This window comes from Natronococcus pandeyae (genome assembly GCF_008122205.1).
GTDB lineage: Archaea > Halobacteriota > Halobacteria > Halobacteriales > Natrialbaceae > Natronococcus > Natronococcus pandeyae.
On the sequence record NZ_PHNJ01000004.1, the window covers coordinates 216,936 to 233,772 of the forward strand.

Here is a 16,837-nt window from a genome sequence, read left to right on the forward strand (position 1 = left end):
GAGTCGCTCGGCGCGGCGGTCGTCACGTACTCGCTCGCCGCCCACCGGACCGTCGTATCGAGGACCACCCAACGGCGAGCGCCAGCCGACGGTCATCGGTCGATCCCTCCGGACCCGTACTCGAGGCCGGACCTGACGACGGGAACGAGCAGGCCGGAGAGGGCCATCAGCGATAGCCCGACGACGATCATGACGATTCCGAGGTCGGACACTATAGTAGCCACTGAAAATCAATGCACACCTGATCGCACAGCTGTCGTGCGATCAGTGTGTAAATCGTTTCAGTTGTTACTATAGCGCTCAGCTCCGAATCGGCACTCGTCTCGGTGTGAAACGGTGCGCTTGTCGATTCCCGCGAGGACCTCGCGCCCGCAGCCGCGACACCTGGAGTAGCACGTCCCCGTGGGGGTGCCGTCTCTCCCGTACTCGATGTATGGACCGGTCCACGGGTCGTCGTCTTCCTCGCAAATATCGGTCTGCGCGTCCGCCTCGCGGATCAGCGCTTCGCCGTCGGTGCGCGGTCGGTCGCTCGAGGCGGCGTTGTCGGTGCGTCCGTCGGTATCAGGGTCGAACTCGTTCATGGAGTATCTTCAGGGGTTCGCTGCGGCGCAACGCGAGCTAGCTGTCGCTTCGATCGATTCTTCGACGCCGTCGTCGCCGATCTGTGTTCGAACCGCTCCGCCGTACCGAGATCCGTGAGATTCGGCTGGACGGGGGGTTCATCCGTCGCATTCGGTGGTTCCAGAGCGTCGATCGTTCCACCCGATAGGGGGTCGTGACGGTCGCCGCTCGTGACCGTGAGTATCGCGAGCGTTGCCACTCCGTCCGACGGTACGGCTATCCGGTACTCCGCGGCAAAACCAGTCGTTTGCCGTCGGAATCGGGCATCTCTAGTCACGAGTGGCAGCCGGATAAACCGTCGCCAGCCGCGGTGAAAGTGAAACAGTGTCGCCTGGAAATCGGGCGAAACGCTACTGCTGCTCGAAGAGCGTTTCGACCCGCTCGAGCGTGTCGACGTCCGCCGCGGAGAGGTCCTCCCGTCGACGCACGAACCGAGGGAATCGCAGCGCGTACCCCGAGTCGTACGTCGGCGAGGACTGGATCTCCTCGTACTCGACCTCGAGGACGACCTCGGGCCGGAGCGTCACGGCCCGACCGTCGGTCTCGGTGATCAGCGGCTCGAGGTCGTCGGTGAGGGCGGCGAGTTGCTCGTCAGTGTACCCCGTCGCCAGCCGGCCGACTTCGCGTAGTTCGTCGGCTTCGGCGTCGCGACAGGCGAGGTAGAGTCGACCGAGTTGCCCCTTCCGGCGCCCCTCGCTGTACTTCGCTCGAGTAACGACGACGTCGAGGGGGTCCATCGTTGGCTTGATCTTTAACATGTAACCGACGCGCCGACCCGGCTGGTAGGGGACCTCGAGGTTCTTGACCATCAGCCCCTCGTGGCCGGCGGCGAGGGCGTCCGCGTAGAGCTCACGGGCCGGGTCGGGATCCGCCGGATCGAACCGAACGCGCTGTGCGGGTTCGATCTCCCACGTCTCGGGATCGAAACAGGCGTCGAGACGCTCGAGCCGTTCGTCGAGCGAGCGCTCGAGCAGCGACTCACCCTCGATCGAGAGCAGGTCGAACAGGTAGACGATGACCGGCGTCTCCTCGGCCGCCGCCTCGATATCGTGTTTGCGCTTGATCCGTGTCGAGAGCTCCTGGAACGGCGTCAGATCGCCCGAGTCGGGATCGTAACCGACGACTTCTCCCTCGAGCACGCAGCTGTCGGCTGCGACGTGCGTTCGAACGTTCTCGACGATGTCGGGGAACTGTGCGGTAACCTCCTCGAGGCGGCGGGTGAACGCCCGCACCTCCTCGCCATCCTTGTGGAGCTGGATCCTGACGCCGTCGTACTTGTACTCGGCCAGCAGCGGCCCGTCGCTCGACGCGACGGTCTCGATCCCGTCCTCGACGTCGGCAGCCGAATCGGCGAGCATCACCTGCAGCGGTCGGAACAGCTCGATTTCGAGGTCACGAAGGCCGTCTACGCCCGCCTCTCGGGCCGTTCGGGCGACCAGCGGGTAGTCGTTCGTGAGCTGGTAGGCGTACTCGACGCTCTCGATCGCCTCGTCGCTCCCGTCGAGAGACGCCTGGGCGATCGCGTCCCGGATCGTCCCCTCGCCGATGCCGATCCGGAGGTGGCCCAGGACGGTGCGGACGACGTAGCGCGCTTCCTCGGGATCCGCGTTCGACAGCAGACTCGCGACGGCGTCGATCCGGTCCTGCTGGCTGCCTTCGCCCGCGTACTCGAGGAGTTCCCGAAGCGTCTCGAAGACGGACTCGACGGTCAGCTCGGTCGAGACGAGCGTCTGCTGGGTCTGGTTCGCGACGGCCTCGGCCGCGGCGGTGCCGAGATCGCCGGTCTCGCGCCAGGTCGTCTCGATCTCGGCTTCGGGAACGCCGGTCGCCTTGCCGATCGCCTCCAGGGTGAGACTCGAGGAGATGCCGAGTTCGGCCTGCTCGTACGCCGGCGTCACCTCCCCTCGGAACAGCGGAAGCAGCAGTTCGAACTCGCCGGTCGTCGCATCCTCGAGCGTCGCAGCGACGATCGCGGTCTTCTCGTCGGTCGACGCTGTCGCTTCGATCCGGCAGTAGGACTCGACGAGGTCGGCGTACTGCATGAACGACTGAAGTACGAAGGCGAGACGTAAAACTTCGCAGCCGGCACGCTCGCGGGCGGGAGTCGCCGAAAAAAGTCGTCGTCGATCGTCGGATTCAGGGCTCGAGCAGCACCTTCACGACGCCCTCTTCGCGGTCGTCGAAGCGCTCGTACATCTCGGGGGCCTCGTCGAGGTCGACCCGGTGGGAGACGACCCAGCTCGGATCCGCCCGGCCCTCGATGATCATGTCGCGGAGCTGGCGGTTGTACTCCTTGACGTTACACTGGCCGGTACCGAACTTGTGGCCCTTCTCGAAGAGTTTCCCGAAGTCGATGCCGAGTCGGCCCTGTGCGGCCATCTCGTCGGGTGCGCCGGGGTCCGAGGGAACGTACAGCCCCGGGACGCCGATCTCGCCGGTTGGGCGAACCGTCTGGATCAACTGATTGAGCACGACCGCCGGGTTCTCACGGGCGGGGTCGTAGGCGTCGTCGCCCGGATCCGTCTCGGGATCGATCGCCTGGTAGCCGACGGCGTCGACGCCCTTGTCGACCTCGTCGCCGTGTTGTTCGACGATCTGGTCGACCGGATCGTTGTCTTCGAAGTTGATCGCGTGGGCGTCGCAGTGGTCCTCGGCCATCTCGAGTCGACTCGGGACGCGGTCGACGACGTAGATCTCGGAGGCGCCCTGGATCTTCGCGCTGTAGGCAGCCATCAGGCCGACGGGGCCGGCGCCGTAGATGGCGATCGACTCGCCGGGTTTGAGGTTCGCCAGCCGGGTGCCGTGCCAGCCAGTCGGGAAGATGTCCGCGAGCAGCGCGAAGGAATCCTCGTGTTCGTCACCCTCGGGCAGTTTCAGCGCGTTGAAATCGGCGTACGGGACGCGGAGTTTCTCGGCCTGTCCACCCTTGTACGGCCCCATCGCGACATAGCCGTAGGCACCACCGGCAAAGCCGGGGTTGACGTTGGTACAGAAGCCGGTGTAGCCGTCCTCGCAGTTCTGACAGAAGCCACAGGCGACGTTGAACGGCATGACGACGCGGTCGCCCTCCTCGAGCGTCGTGACAGCGTCGCCGACCTCGCTGACGGTCCCCATGTTCTCGTGGCCGAAGACGATCCCCTCTTCGGCGGCGGTTCGACCCTCGTACATGTGGAGATCCGACCCACAGATCGCCGACGTCGTGATGTCGACGATGACGTCGTTCGGATGCTCGAGTTCTGGTTCGTCTACTTCTTCGATAGCCACGTCGTGCGGGCCCTGGTATACGACAGCGTTCATTGACATGTGGTATCAACCCTCGCAAACTACCCACCACCATCTCGCTCGTAAAGGTTATTGTGAAGCAATGGCCACGGCTTATGAAAATTGCAGGGCGAACCGTTTTCCGTGATAGAACGGATAGGCGACGACGAACGTCACCGAAGAGGTCACGCAGGGTGGATCAGGGACGACACATTCCGTGGAAGGCGCGGGCCGACGGACGAAACTCATCGTGCTCGGCCGTCGACGGGCTCGAGCGATCCCGGCCCGAAAACGAACCGGACCCTCTTACTATCGTCCTGCCGTAGCTAGCGACGTGACGACAACCGACTCACTTGGCGGGGTCGTCCTCGCGGGCGGCTACTCGACGCGGTTCGGCGAAGCCGACAAGGCGGTCGCGGATCTCGCCGGGACACCGATGATCCGACGGGTCGTCGATCGGCTTGCCAGCGTAACCGACGAGATCGTGGTCAACTGCCGAGAGGACCAGGTCGACGCGATCCGAGACGCGCTGGCCGGCTGTGAGGCGTCTACCCGTATCGCGACCGATCCGGTCCCCGACCAGGGGCCGCTGGCCGGTATCCGGGTCGGCCTCGAGACCGTCGACCGGGAGTACGCCGCCGTCGTCGCCTGTGACATGCCGTTCGTCGACCCTGCTCTCTTCGAACTGCTTTACGACCGTGCGCGCGGCCGCGACGGCGCGGTCGTCCAGCTCGAGGACGAGTGGTATCAGACGACCCAGGCCGTCTACCGGGCGGATGCGATGGCCGACGCCTGCGCAGAGGCGCTCGAGGACGGGGACGGACGGATCCTCGCCGCGCTCGAGAAACTCGACTACGCCGTCGTCGACGAGGACGATCTCGAGGGGATCTCCGGCGAGACGTTCGAGAGTATCGACACGCAGGAGGCGCTTCGAGAGGCCGAATCGAGGCTCGAGGAGTAGACGGTCTCTCCCGGCGCGACGAAACCGCCGACGGGATCGGGCCCTCTGCCAGCAACGATTGAGAAAAAAGGGTGACTTATGCCTCCTCGATGCAAGAACCGACCATGAGCAGCGAGGATCAGTTCGACCACGGAAAGGACGAGCGGTTGCAGAGCCGGGACGTGACCGAAGGGGCCGACCGCGCCCCCCACCGGGCGATGTTTCGGGCTATGGGGTTCGACGACGACGACCTGGGGTCGCCGATGATCGGCGTCCCGAACCCCGCCGCAGATATCACGCCGTGTAACGTTCACCTCGACGACGTCGCCGAGTCGGCGCTCGAGGGCGTCGACGACGCCGACGGGATGCCGATCGAGTTCGGGACGATCACGATTTCGGACGCCATCTCGATGGGAACGGAAGGGATGAAGGCGTCGCTGATCTCCCGGGAACTCATCGCGGACAGCGTCGAACTCGTCAGTTTCGGCGAGCGCATGGACGGTCTCGTCACCGTGGCGGGCTGTGACAAGAACCTTCCCGGGATGATGATGGCTGCGATTCGAACGGATCTCCCCTCGGTCTTCCTCTACGGCGGCTCGATCATGCCCGGCGAGCACGACGGCCGGGACGTCACTATCGTCCAGGTCTTCGAGGGCGTCGGCGCCTACGCGACCGGTGAGATGGACGCCGAGGAACTCGACGACCTCGAGCGCCACGCCTGCCCCGGCGCGGGCTCCTGCGGCGGGATGTTCACCGCGAACACGATGGCTTCGATCTCCGAGGCGCTCGGCCTCGCCCCGCTCGGCAGCGCGTCGCCCCCGGCCGAGGACGAAGAGCGCTACGAGGTCGCCCGGCGCGCCGGCGAACTCGCCGTCGAGGTCGTCGAGGAGGATCGTCGTCCCTCCGACATCCTCTCGCGGAAGTCGTTCGAGAACGCAATCGCCCTGCAGACCGCTATCGGCGGCTCGACCAACGGCGTCCTTCACCTGCTGGCGCTCGCTCGCGAGGCCGACGTCGACCTCGAGATCGAGGACTTCGACGAGATCTCGCGGCGGACGCCGAAGATCGCCGACCTCCAGCCCGGCGGCGACAGCGTGATGAACGACCTCCACGAACTCGGCGGCGTTCCGGTCGTCGTCCGACGGCTACTCGAGGCCGACCTGTTCCACGGCGACGCCATGACCGTGACGGGACGGACGATCGCGGAGGAACTCGAGACGCTCGACATGCCGGCCGACGACGAAATTGTGTCCGACTTCCTCTACCCCGTCGACGACCCGAAGGAAGCGGAGGGCGCGATCAAGATCCTGACGGGGAATCTCGCGCCCGACGGTGCGGTGCTCAAGGTTACCGGCGACGACGAGTTCTACCACCAGGGTCCGGCCCGCATCTTCGAGAACGAGGAGGGCGCCATGCGGTACGTCCAGGAGGGCGACATCGAGAGCGGCGACGTGATCGTGATCCGCAACGAGGGGCCCCGCGGCGGACCCGGCATGCGGGAGATGCTCGGCGTGACTGCGGCCGTCGTCGGCGCCGGTCACGAGGATGACGTCGCGCTCATTACTGACGGCCGGTTCTCCGGCGGCACCCGCGGCCCGATGATCGGCCACGTCGCGCCCGAGGCGTTCGTCGGCGGTCCGATCGGCTTGCTCGAGGAGGGCGACGAGATCACCGTCGACATCCCCGATCGCACCCTCGAGGTCGACGTGGACGACGCCGAACTCGCCAACCGCCGCGAGGAGTGGACCCGACCGGAGCCGGCCTACGACGCGGGTGTCCTCGCGAAGTTCGCTCGCGACTTCGACTCGGCGTCGAACGGAGCGGTGACGAACCCCGGCGTCAAACGGGAGTAGGGCGGTCGTCCTGCGAGTGGCCGGCACCGCCGTTGTAATTGTTTTCGTGACACGCCCCGTTGCCAACGTGGCTTTCGCTGGCTTGCAACGGGTTTTCCATAGCTGGTCACTGACTCACACGTGAACACGAGCAATGTGTAAGTACTGCCTCGACTGTGACTGGCAACTGAGTACGGCGGACGGCTATACGGAAGAGGAGGTCTCGAAGCAGGCGATCGAACACTTCGTCGAAACCGGTCATACGGTCGACTCCCTGCACCTGCCACCGCCTGTCGTCATCAAAAACTGAGCCCGCGGTCGTACCGAGTGCTGAATCGCGTTAGAACGGTGGCGAGTTCGGAATCTCGGAGTCGACGTCGCCGACCGGGCGCACACCGAGTCCGTGGAAGTCCGGAATCGACGGTGCGTCCTCTTCTTCGTCCTGTGCGGCCTGAATCTCTTCCTCGTCGTACTCGCCGATCGGATCAGGTTCGACAGTTGCGACGATCTCGCGGCTCTCGACGTCGAGCACCGAGAAGCCGGGGATGACGCCGGTCGCGGCGTGTGGGTCGCCCGAGAGCGGCGCGGGACCGCGCAGGCTGACGAACATGTACTCGCCGTCGGGCGAGGACCACATGATGTCGGGCGCGTCGCTCTCTGCGGGGTCGTCGGACTGGTTCTCGCCGTAGGCGTCGATCTCCTCGATGACCTCGTCGGTCTCGGGATCGACGACGACGCCGTCGTTGGTCTCGCGGTTCAGGACCCACAGCTCCTCGCCGTCGGGGGTGAACCAGAAGCCGTGCGCGTCGACGCCCTCGGTGCTTTCTTCTTCGACGATGATCTCGTCTTCGTCGGCGTCGAGGACGTAGTACGCGCCGACGCCGGAGGCGGCGGGCTCTTCGTCGGCCTCGGGGTCCGAGGGGAGGCCGGCGGTGAGGTAGAACTTGTTCTCCTCGGGGTGGGGCATGGTCCCACAGTTGGTCGGCAGCTCCTCGTTGGAGAAGGCCGCGTCGACCGTGAACTCGTCGTGGTCGACGATGACGAGCCCGCCGTCGTGGTAGCTCGGACCGAGCGTGTGGATCGACCGCCCGTTGTGGTCGAACTGGTGACAGATCGGGGCACCTTCCTCGCCGGTGAGGCCCTCGATCTCCCCGTCGACGACGATCTCGTCCTCGATGTCGAACTCCTCGTCCTCGAGGTCGGCGTCGACGCGGACGATCTTGCTCTCGCCGATGACGTCGACGTGGATGTACTCGTCGTCCGGCGAGAAGATGGCCATATGCGAGCCGGCGCCCGTCTCGACGTTGCCGACGAGTTCGCAGCCGTCGGTGCGGAAGACCAGCACGCGCTCGCCGGCCGTACAGGCGACGGCGGCGTACTCGTAGTCCGAACTGAAGTCGATCATGTGGGGGACGACGCCCTCTTCGGGGACGCCCTCGAGTTCGTTCAGGTCGATCGTCGTCGACTCCTCGAACTCGTCTTCACCGTCGCCGGGTTCGTAGAGGTGGATGTTGTCCTGCCCCTGGTCGAGCGCCCAGACCTCGTACTCGACGTCCTCCTGGCCGTCCGCACCGTTCTCGGTGTCGTCGTCCGCACCGTTCTCGGTGTCGTTGTCCGCTGCTTCCTCGGTGTCGCTCGTGTCGCCAGTGCAACCAGCGACGGCAACGATTCCAGCAGCCGTTCCTCCTGCAAGAAACGTCCTGCGGGTTGGATTCGTTTGCATATCTGACTACTCTGGACTGCTCGTTCAAAAGTTTGCGGGTTTTAGGCTCTCTACCTGGAGAATTCCGGCATTTAGCCATAGAATGGGGCAAAAATTGACTCGGCTCGAGTCGCCCCCGTTCCTGACAGGCGAACTAACGGCGATCCTCGTTGTCTCGAAAGAATTGGCCCCCGAATGAAATGAAAATGTTGCCGGTAGCTACGTTGTCGGATCCGGTTCACTGTCCACTCCGACAGAACGATGCGTGTCCGCCTATCAGGGCCGACGCGACGCTGAAGTTCGCGTTCAGCCGCGACGCTCGAGAATGCGATCGATTATCAGCCGCGTCGACAGGAGTTCGTCGTCGCTCGCCGCTTCTCGCCCGCTCGCGCGTCGAACCTCGCAGTCGATTCTGCGGCGCTCGAGCGCCGTTCGGATCGCGTCCGCGTCGTGGTGTTGATCGTGGCCGAGCGCGATCACGTCGGGATCGATCTCCTCGATCGGGACGAAGATGTCCTCCTCGTGACCGAGGATCGCCTCGTCGACGGCCTCGAGTGCGGCGACGACGTCCCGGCGCTGGGTCGCGGGACAGATCGGGGCCTCCTTGTGGTCGACGTTCGTCTTGCGCGCCACGATGACGTACAGTTCGTCGCCCATCGCTGCCGCCTCCTCGAGGTAGTGGACGTGTCCCGGATGGAGGATGTCGAAGGTCCCCTGTGCGATGACGGTTCGTGTCACGCTCGAGCCCTCCGTGTCGTTCTCGTCCGTGCGTTCGTGGTCGGCGCCGCCGGCCATCGATACGAGCAGTATTTCGCCTCGAACGCGGTCGATCCTCTTCTCATCGTCGCAGGTCCTCGTCGATATCGGCCTGCGTGAAGTCGAAGAAGTCGTCGGTCTCGGGAAGATCGACATCGATCACGTTCAGGTTCGTCGGCTGCCCTTGCGAGTCGAAGGCCTTCCAGTCGTTTCGCCGGTAGGGAGCGCCGATGATGATGTGGACGCTTCCCCGACCGAACGTTTCCAGATCTGCACTGCTCGGACTGATCACGCCGTTCGGGTGCGAGTGAACGCTGCCGAGCGCCTTCACGTCGTTCGGAATCTGGCTCGTCTTGACGGTCGCGCTGACGCTGTTGGCTTCGGTTCCCGGAACGACGAGCACGTCCGTGATGACGAGTCCGTCTCGATCGAGTCCCAGTTTGTCGGCCTCGGTTCCCCGGAGAAATCCCATATACTCGTTCGGATGGGACGCCTCCGAGGACTCGAGCGTGAACTCGAGCGTCTCCTCGGCGATACCGAGAATCTCACTCGAGCGAAACAGCGCGTCGAACAGCCCCATATCTCCCCATCCGGGCTTGCGGTTGCTAAACGTTCCGAAAGGCGACCCCCCGGAGGGGGTTCTGCCACTTCTGCTTAACAAGGGTTATAGGCGCCCATCCCAAACTACGTGCAAAGATGACTGTTGAGCCCGCCGGAGAATCCGGCGAAGACGACGGGGATTCCGTCGTATACGATCTCGCTTCGGACTGTACCGAAACTGACGTCGAACAGGACCAGCCGTATCTCGCTGAAATTAACGGCATCGTCGACTACGGCGTCTTCGTCGACCTCTCGGATTCCGTCTCCGGTCTCGTCCACGAATCGGTTCTCGAGGGAACGTACGCCGTCGGCGACGAACTCGTCGTCGAACTCGAGGCGGTTCGCGACAACGGCGACATGGCGTTCGAACCCGTCGACATCGAGGAGTACACGGTCGAACCCGTCTCCCACGATTACACGCTGACCGGCACCGACCGGCTCGAGGGCAACGTCGGCGACCAGATCCACCTCGAGGGGAAGATCGTCCAGGTCAAACAGACCGCCGGACCGACCATCTTCCACGTCGCAGACGAGCAGGGCGTCGTCCCCTGTGCGGCGTTCGAGGAGGCCGGCGTCCGCGCCTTCCCCGCCGTCGAGGTCGGCGACGTCGTCCGCGTCACCGGGACGCCCGAACACCGCGAGGGCTCCGTCCAGATCGAGGTCGACGGTCTCTCGACGCTCGATGGCGAGGACGCCGAGGAGGCCCGCGAGCGACTCGAGGACGCCCTCGAGGAGCGCGCCGAGCCCCACGACGTCGAACCGCTGATCGACTGGCCCGCCTTCGAGAAGCTCCGACCGAACCTGAAGGAGGTCGCGAAGCTGCTCCGACGGACGGTCCTCGAAGGGCGCCCGATCCGCGTCCGACACCACGCCGACGGTGACGGGATGTGCGCCGCCGTTCCGGTCCAGATCGCACTCGAGCGATTCATCGCCGACGTCCACGAGGACGAGGACGCTCCCCGTCACCTCATCAAGCGCCTTCCGGCGAAGGCGCCGTTCTACGAGATGGAAGACGCCACGCGGGACCTCAACTTCGCGCTCGAGGACCGCGAGAAACACGGCCAGCAGCTTCCGCTCCTGTTGATGCTCGACAACGGCTCGACGGCCGAGGACGTGCCGGCCTACGAGACGCTGGCCCACTACGATATCCCGATCGTCGCCGTCGACCACCACCACCCCGACCCCGACGCGGTGGGTGAACTGCTCGACGCCCACGTGAACCCCTACCTGCACGACGAGGACTACCGGATCACGACGGGAATGTGCTGTGTCGAACTCGCACGGATGATCTACCCCGATCTGACCGACGAACTCCGCCACGTTCCCGCCGTCGCCGGCCTCTCGGACCGGTCGAAGGCCAACGCGATGGACGACTACCTCGAACTCGCCGCCGAGGAGGGGTACGACGAGGATCGCCTGAAGGACCTGAGCGAGGCGCTCGACTACGCCGCCTTCTGGCTGCGATACAACTCGGGCGACCAGCTGATCCAGGACCTGCTTCAGGTCGACGGCAACGACGAGGAGCGCCACCGCGAACTCGTCTCCTTCTTCGCGGACCGCGCCCGCGAGGAGGTCGACGAACAGCTCGACGCCGCCATGCCCCACGTCGAACGCGAGGAACTGGACAACGACGCCCACCTCTACCGGATCGACGTCGAGAACCACGCCCACCGGTTTACGTATCCCGCACCGGGCAAGACCACCGGCGAGATCCACGACCGCAAGATCGAGGAGACCGGCGATCCGGTGATCACGGTCGGCTACGGCCCGGACTTCGCCGTCCTGCGCAGTGACGGCGTCCGACTGGACATCCCCAACATGGTCTCGGAACTCGAGGAGGAGATCCCCGGCGGCGGCGTCTCCGGCGGCGGTCACCTCGTCGTCGGATCGATCAAGTTCGTCAAGGGCAAGCGCGAGGACGTCATCGACGCCCTGGTCGAGAAGATGGCCGACGCCGATATCGACGAAGAGCTCTCGAGTGCGGCGCTGATCGACGACTGAAGCGTCTCGGACTCCGTCCGTCTGCACAGCGCCCGTCGCACGGGTTACCCCGACGGGATCCGTCGACGTCCCGTTCAGACGGACGGATCGATATCCGGAAGGGCCGAATACTTATCCGTCACAACTCCTAATGATTCCTGAATGAGTTCGTCTCGAGTCGAAGCCGAACTCCGCAAACGCGTGGCCCAGCAGGAGGTCGTCGCCGACCTCGGCGACCGGGTACTCGATACGGACGACTCCAGCGAACTACTGACAGCGGTTTCTGACGCCGTCCGCACCGCGCTCGATGCGGACGCCTGTCGCTTCTTCGAACGGCTGCCACACGGCGACCGCGCCGTCTGTCGAGAGGCCAACGGCTGGACGGACGAACGAGCACCGACGACGGTCGCGACCGAGTCGGACGGCTCGCTCGTTGGATACACGTTGCAACATCAGGAGCCGATCGTCGTCGACGATCTACGAGCCGAGGATCGGTTCGACTCCCCGGATCGGCTCCTCGAGCACGGCGCCAGAAGCAGCCTCTGTGTCCCGGTCGGTCCGGACGACGAGCCGTTGGGGGTTCTCGAGGCACACACTGCCGCGCCTCAGGCGTTCGACGAGGCCGACGCCGCAGTCCTCCGAACGATCGCGAACGTCCTGGCTACCGCGTTCGAAACCACCGATTCTGAGCTGCTGCTCGACGAGAAGTGGACTGGCAAAGAGCAGTTCCTGGAACGCAGTCCGGTTGGAATCACGGTCGTCGACACGAACGGGAAGATGCAGTTCGCAAACCAGCGCGCAGAGGAGATCCTCGGGCGAAGCCGGGAGGAGATCGGCGAGTTCACTCACGACGATTCGCGCTGGGGACTCATCGATACGGATGGGACCACCCTGTCGGCTGACGATCTTCCGTTCAATCGTGTCTTCGATGCCGACGAGTCGATCACCGATATGGAGGTCGGCGTACACCAACCCGACGGGACGCGGATCTGGCTCTCGATCGACGGTACCCCGTTACGGTCCGACGGAACCCTCACCGGTGGCGTCTTCGCACTCACGGACGTCACCGAGCAAAAGCGTCTCGAGAACGAGTTCGAGGAGATGCTAGACCGGGTTACGGACGCCTTCTACGCGCTCGACGACGAGTTCCGGTTTACACACGTCAACGACCGTGCCGAAGAGCTGCTTCAGCACTCCGAGCGGGAACTCCTCGGTGAACGGCTCTGGGACGTCTTTCCGGAGGCGGCAGACGAGGCGGAGGTGTGGGATAGCTTCCAGACGGCGATGGACACACAGGAGCCGACCAGCTACGAACTGTACTTCGATCCGCTGGATTTCTGGGTCGAAGCGAACCTCTACCCCTCCCAGTCGGGCGTCTCGGTCTACTTCCGCGATATTACCGCACAGAAAGAACGCGAACAGGAACTCGAGCAGTACCGGGCGCTGACCGAGGCCGCACAGGACGTCGTCGTGACGATCGACGAGGAGAGCACGATCCGGTCGGTGAACCCGGCGGTCGAGGACGTCTTCGGCTACGACCGGGACGCGCTCGTCGGCGAGTCGCTGACGACGCTCATGCCGGATCGCCTCGAGAACGGGCATTTTCGGGCACTCGAACAGTACCTCGAAACCGGAGAGCGAACGCTCGAGTGGGAGTACGTCGAGCTTCCGGGGCTGTGCGCAGACGGCTCGGAGATCCCGCTGGCGGTTTCGTTCAGCGAGGTCGAGTACGAGCGCGAACGGTTCTTTACGGGCATTCTTCGCGACATTACGGAGCGAAAAGCACACGAGCGACGGATGCGCGAGGAACGAGACCTCACGAACCGAATCGTCGAAACCAGTCCGACCGGGATCATCACCGTCGGTCCCGACGGCTCGTTCGAGCGGGTCAACGAACGCGCCGAGGAGATCATGGGCTACTCGGGGGCGGAACTCGAGGAACTCGTCGGCGGGACGGCGGGACTCGATCCCGTCAAACCCGACGGGGAGCAGTTTTCGGCCGAGGAGATTCCGACCCAGCGTGTCCTGGCCGACGGCGAGACGATTCACGACCTCGAGATCGGGTTACTGCGAGCGGACGGCGAGCGGGTGTGGCTGTCGCTGAGCGGGACGCCGCTATGGGACGACGGCGAGAGTAGCGGCGCGGTGTTTACGTTCGCCGACATCACCGAGCGCAAACGGATGGAGGCGGATCTTCGGGCGAGCGAGCAGAAGTTTCGGCAGGTCGCCGAGAACCTCGAGCAAGTCATCTGGATGAGCACGCCTCACAAGGGCGAGATGCTCTACGTGAACCCGGCTTACGAAGAGATCTGGGGTCGGAGCTGTGAGTCGCTGTACCGCGATCCCGAGTCGTTTTTCGACGGTATTCATCCGGACGACAGGGATCGCGTCCGCGAGGCGCTTCCCAAACAGCCCGGGGGTGAGTACGACGAGACGTATCGCGTCGTCCGACCCGATGGCGAGGTGCGCTGGGTCCGAGACCGTGCCGTTCCGATTCACGACGAGGACGGCGACGTCTACCGGATCGTCGGTATCGCGAGCGACATCACGGAGCAGCGAACGGTCGAGCGCGAACTCCGCGAACGAGAACGCGAGCTTTCGACGCTGATGAGCAACGTCCCCGGAATGGTCTACCGCTGCCGGAACGAGCGTGGCTGGCCGATGAAGTTCGTCAGCGACGGCTGCGAGGAACTGACCGGCTACAACCCGACGGCGCTCGAGCGAGACGAGGTCCAGTGGGGAACCGACATCGTCGCCGAACAGGATCAGGTTGAACTCTGGGAACACATTCAGACGAATATCGACGACCGGGAGCCGTTCTCGGCGACCTACCGCATCGAAACCGCCGCCGGGAACTCCCGCTGGGTGAAAGAGACCGGTCGTGCGATCTTCGAAGACGGTGCGATCGAGGCCATCGAGGGTGTCGTTATCGATATCACCGAGCGCAAGGAGTACCAGCAGCGACTCGAGGAGACCAACGAGCGCCTCGTGCGGGCGAACGAGCGCCTCGAACGCTCCAACGAACGGCTCGAGAAGTCCAACGAGCGCCTGGAGCACTTCGCGTACGCGACCTCACACGACCTCCAGGAGCCGTTACGGATGGTCTCGAGTTACCTCCGACTCATCGAGAGCCGGTACGGCGACGTACTCGACGAGGAGGGCGAGGAGTTCCTCGAGTTCGCCGTCGACGGCGCCGACCGAATGCGCGAGATGATCGACGGTCTGCTCACGTACTCTCGCATCGAAACACAGGGACAACCGCTCGAATCGGTCGCGTTGAACGACGTCGTCGACGACGTTCGAACCGACCTGCAGCTTCAGTTCGAGGAGAGCAACGCGGCGCTTACGGTGGCGGACCTGCCCCGCGTCGAGGGCGACCCCAGTCAGCTCCGGCAGCTGTTCCAGAACCTGTTCGACAACGCGATCGAGTACAGCGGCGACGAGCCGCCGACGATCGACGTCTCGGCCGAACGGGCGGGCGAGATGTGGGTCGTTTCCGTCAGCGACCGGGGTATCGGGATCCCGGCGGACGATACCGCGGTCATCTTCGAGGTGTTCGAACGGCTCCACACGATCGACGAGCACGAGGGGACCGGTATCGGACTCGCGCTCTGCCAGCGCATCGTCGAACGGCACGGCGGCGAGATCTGGGTCGACTCCGAGCCCGGCGAGGGCTCGACGTTCTCGGTTACGCTGCCGGCCGTGACGGACGACCAGCCGTGACCCGTTCGAGCCCCGACCGGTCTCAGAACTGGTAGCGGCGTTCGTCGTCCATGCTCGGATACTGGTCGGCGCCGGTCATCTCCTCGAACGTCATCCCCGAGAGGTACTCGTCGTAGGTCACGTCGTAGCTCGAGCGGAGCTGAAAGTCCAGCTTCCCGGTGTCGACGGTCCGCTGGAACAGCATGTGGATCGCCCGGCGGACGAGTTCGTCCGTCTCGTCGGGCTCGAGTGCCGCCTCGAGCAGCGCGAGTTCGTTGCGGGTCTCCCGGTCGAGAGAGAGCGTCAGTTCGTCGTCGAATCCGGCGTACGAGTTCTGTATTTCCTCGTCGAGGTCGTCGAGACTCATACGAGGGCGGACTCGAGCGCGTCAGATAGACCTTTCGTGCTCGTCTCGGCGGGCACGTCGGTCGCCCTCGAGTCGGCGGACGAATCCAGTACACGTAAGCCAGCCCGCTCGCTAGGACGGGCGATGAGTGACGCCGACGCGGACGTCGATGCCGACACCGACGCGCCGTCGCTTCCGGACGACCTCGAGGCCGTTCGCGAGTCGCTGATCGAGTGGTACGAGGACGACCACCGATCCTTTCCCTGGCGGGAGACGGACGATCCGTACGCGATCCTCGTCAGCGAGGTGATGAGCCAGCAGACCCAGCTCGACCGGGTCGTCGACGCCTGGGAAGAGTTCCTCGAGCGCTGGCCGACGACCGCCGACCTCGCGACGGCGGATCGGGCGGACGTGGTCGGCTTCTGGACGGGCCACAGCCTCGGCTACAACAACCGGGCGAAGTACCTTCACGAGGCCGCCCAACAGGTCGAGGACGAGTACGATGGGACGTTCCCCGAGACGCCCGACGAACTCCAGGAGTTGATGGGCGTCGGTCCCTACACCGCCAATGCGGTGGCGAGCTTTGCGTTCAACAACGGCGACGCGGTCGTCGACACCAACGTCAAGCGCGTCTGTTATCGAGCCTTCGGCGTTCCGGACGACGACGCGGCCTTCGAGGAGGCCGCGAACGAACTCATGCCCGAGGGGCGGTCGCGCGTCTGGAACAACGCGATCATGGAACTCGGCGGGGTCGCCTGCCGACAGACGCCGCGCTGTGACGAAGTCGGTTGCCCCTGGCGCGAGTGGTGTAGCGCCTACGCCAGCGGCGACTTTACGGCTCCCGACGTCCCGACGCAGCCGACCTTCGAGGGGAGCCGCAGGCAGTTCCGCGGCCGCGTGATCGGGACGCTCCGGGAGTACGACGAACTCGAGCTCGACACGCTGGGTCATCGCATCCGCGTCGACTACGCGCCGGGCGGCGAGTACGGCCGCGAGTGGCTCGAGGGGCTCCTCTCCGACCTCGCGGACGACGGACTGGTCGACGTCGACGAGACGGGCGAAAAAACGGTTGCGCGACTCGAGCGGTAGTCGGTGCG

General features: G+C 64.9%; 14 protein-coding genes. 6 read left to right on the plus strand and 8 right to left on the minus strand.

What is annotated here, in order from left to right; genetic code table 11:
• Window positions 1–92: 92 nt before the first annotated feature.
• The 4 genes from CV102_RS26995 to CV102_RS09980 all read right to left on the minus strand — a co-directional run bounded on the left by CV102_RS26995 (window position 93) and on the right by CV102_RS09980 (window position 3,918).
• A complete protein-coding gene (locus CV102_RS26995) occupies window positions 93–224 on the minus strand; it encodes a hypothetical protein (RefSeq protein ID WP_267903118.1) in 132 nt (43 codons plus the stop codon).
• A 57-nt stretch (window positions 225–281) separates the two neighbouring features.
• Entirely contained in the window at window positions 282–581 is a 300-nt protein-coding gene (locus CV102_RS09970; protein ID WP_148857849.1) for a hypothetical protein, read from the minus strand.
• A gap of 390 nt (window positions 582–971) precedes the next feature.
• Window positions 972–2,663, minus strand: coding sequence for an ATP-dependent DNA ligase (locus CV102_RS09975; RefSeq protein ID WP_148857850.1), 1,692 nt, complete (start codon window positions 2,661–2,663; stop codon window positions 972–974).
• Window positions 2,664–2,757: 94 nt separating this feature from the next.
• Entirely contained in the window at window positions 2,758–3,918 is a 1,161-nt protein-coding gene (locus CV102_RS09980; protein ID WP_148857851.1) for a glutathione-independent formaldehyde dehydrogenase, read from the minus strand.
• A gap of 298 nt (window positions 3,919–4,216) precedes the next feature.
• On the opposite strand from CV102_RS09980, the gene mobA reads away from it, so the two are divergent.
• The 3 genes from mobA (at window position 4,217) to CV102_RS25890 (ending at window position 6,964) form a co-directional block, all read left to right on the plus strand.
• The gene (mobA, locus tag CV102_RS09985) at window positions 4,217–4,843 is read left to right on the plus strand and encodes a molybdenum cofactor guanylyltransferase (RefSeq protein WP_148857852.1); all 627 of its coding nucleotides are present in this window, start codon (window positions 4,217–4,219) and stop codon (window positions 4,841–4,843) included.
• Between the two features lie 104 nt (window positions 4,844–4,947).
• Window positions 4,948–6,675 carry a dihydroxy-acid dehydratase gene (gene ilvD / locus CV102_RS09990; protein WP_148857982.1) on the plus strand — a complete coding sequence of 576 codons (1,728 nt, stop codon included), beginning with the start codon at window positions 4,948–4,950 and terminating at the stop codon, window positions 6,673–6,675.
• Window positions 6,676–6,808: 133 nt separating this feature from the next.
• Entirely contained in the window at window positions 6,809–6,964 is a 156-nt protein-coding gene (locus CV102_RS25890) for a hypothetical protein (RefSeq protein WP_187432919.1), read from the plus strand.
• Between the two features lie 30 nt (window positions 6,965–6,994).
• Here CV102_RS25890 and CV102_RS09995 read toward each other — a convergent pair whose 3' ends face one another.
• The 3 genes from CV102_RS09995 to CV102_RS10005 all read right to left on the minus strand — a co-directional run bounded on the left by CV102_RS09995 (window position 6,995) and on the right by CV102_RS10005 (window position 9,692).
• Window positions 6,995–8,377: a YncE family protein gene (locus tag CV102_RS09995; protein ID WP_148857853.1), complete on the minus strand. Its 1,383-nt coding sequence runs from the start codon at window positions 8,375–8,377 to the stop codon at window positions 6,995–6,997.
• A 285-nt stretch (window positions 8,378–8,662) separates the two neighbouring features.
• Entirely contained in the window at window positions 8,663–9,094 is a 432-nt protein-coding gene (locus tag CV102_RS10000; protein ID WP_148857983.1) for an adenylyltransferase/cytidyltransferase family protein, read from the minus strand.
• Between the two features lie 100 nt (window positions 9,095–9,194).
• Entirely contained in the window at window positions 9,195–9,692 is a 498-nt protein-coding gene (locus CV102_RS10005; RefSeq protein WP_148857854.1) for a Mov34/MPN/PAD-1 family protein, read from the minus strand.
• 116 nt (window positions 9,693–9,808) lie between these two features.
• Here CV102_RS10005 and CV102_RS10010 point away from each other — a divergent pair, with 116 nt between their 5' ends.
• Window positions 9,809–11,713 (plus strand): DHH family phosphoesterase, encoded by a 1,905-nt coding sequence (locus CV102_RS10010; RefSeq protein ID WP_148857855.1) that lies wholly within the window; start codon window positions 9,809–9,811, stop codon window positions 11,711–11,713.
• A gap of 141 nt (window positions 11,714–11,854) precedes the next feature.
• A complete protein-coding gene (locus CV102_RS10015; protein ID WP_148857856.1) occupies window positions 11,855–15,415 on the plus strand; it encodes a PAS domain S-box protein in 3,561 nt (1,186 codons plus the stop codon).
• Window positions 15,416–15,437: 22 nt separating this feature from the next.
• Here the strand turns inward: CV102_RS10015 and CV102_RS10020 are convergent, their stop codons facing one another.
• Window positions 15,438–15,761: a hypothetical protein gene (locus CV102_RS10020; protein WP_148857857.1), complete on the minus strand. Its 324-nt coding sequence runs from the start codon at window positions 15,759–15,761 to the stop codon at window positions 15,438–15,440.
• A gap of 123 nt (window positions 15,762–15,884) precedes the next feature.
• On the opposite strand from CV102_RS10020, the gene CV102_RS10025 reads away from it, so the two are divergent.
• Window positions 15,885–16,829: an A/G-specific adenine glycosylase gene (locus tag CV102_RS10025; RefSeq protein WP_148857858.1), complete on the plus strand. Its 945-nt coding sequence runs from the start codon at window positions 15,885–15,887 to the stop codon at window positions 16,827–16,829.
• Window positions 16,830–16,837 lie beyond the last annotated feature (8 nt).

Bases quoted from the DNA above. Each gene is read 5' to 3' on its own strand.
- CV102_RS09970 (WP_148857849.1), bottom strand. From the start codon at position 581: ATGAACGAGTTCGACCCTGATACCGACGGACGCACCGACAACGCCGCC.
- CV102_RS09975 (WP_148857850.1), bottom strand. From the start codon at position 2,663: ATGCAGTACGCCGACCTCGTCGAGTCCTACTGCCGGATCGAAGCGACA.
- CV102_RS09980 (WP_148857851.1), bottom strand. From the start codon at position 3,918: ATGAACGCTGTCGTATACCAGGGCCCGCACGACGTGGCTATCGAAGAA.
- ilvD (WP_148857982.1), top strand. From the start codon at position 4,948: ATGAGCAGCGAGGATCAGTTCGACCACGGAAAGGACGAGCGGTTGCAG.
- CV102_RS25890 (WP_187432919.1), top strand. From the start codon at position 6,809: ATGTGTAAGTACTGCCTCGACTGTGACTGGCAACTGAGTACGGCGGAC.
- CV102_RS09995 (WP_148857853.1), bottom strand. From the start codon at position 8,377: ATGCAAACGAATCCAACCCGCAGGACGTTTCTTGCAGGAGGAACGGCT.
- CV102_RS10005 (WP_148857854.1), bottom strand. From the start codon at position 9,692: ATGGGGCTGTTCGACGCGCTGTTTCGCTCGAGTGAGATTCTCGGTATC.
- CV102_RS10010 (WP_148857855.1), top strand. From the start codon at position 9,809: ATGACTGTTGAGCCCGCCGGAGAATCCGGCGAAGACGACGGGGATTCC.
- CV102_RS10015 (WP_148857856.1), top strand. From the start codon at position 11,855: ATGAGTTCGTCTCGAGTCGAAGCCGAACTCCGCAAACGCGTGGCCCAG.
- CV102_RS10020 (WP_148857857.1), bottom strand. From the start codon at position 15,761: ATGAGTCTCGACGACCTCGACGAGGAAATACAGAACTCGTACGCCGGA.
- CV102_RS10025 (WP_148857858.1), top strand. From the start codon at position 15,885: ATGAGTGACGCCGACGCGGACGTCGATGCCGACACCGACGCGCCGTCG.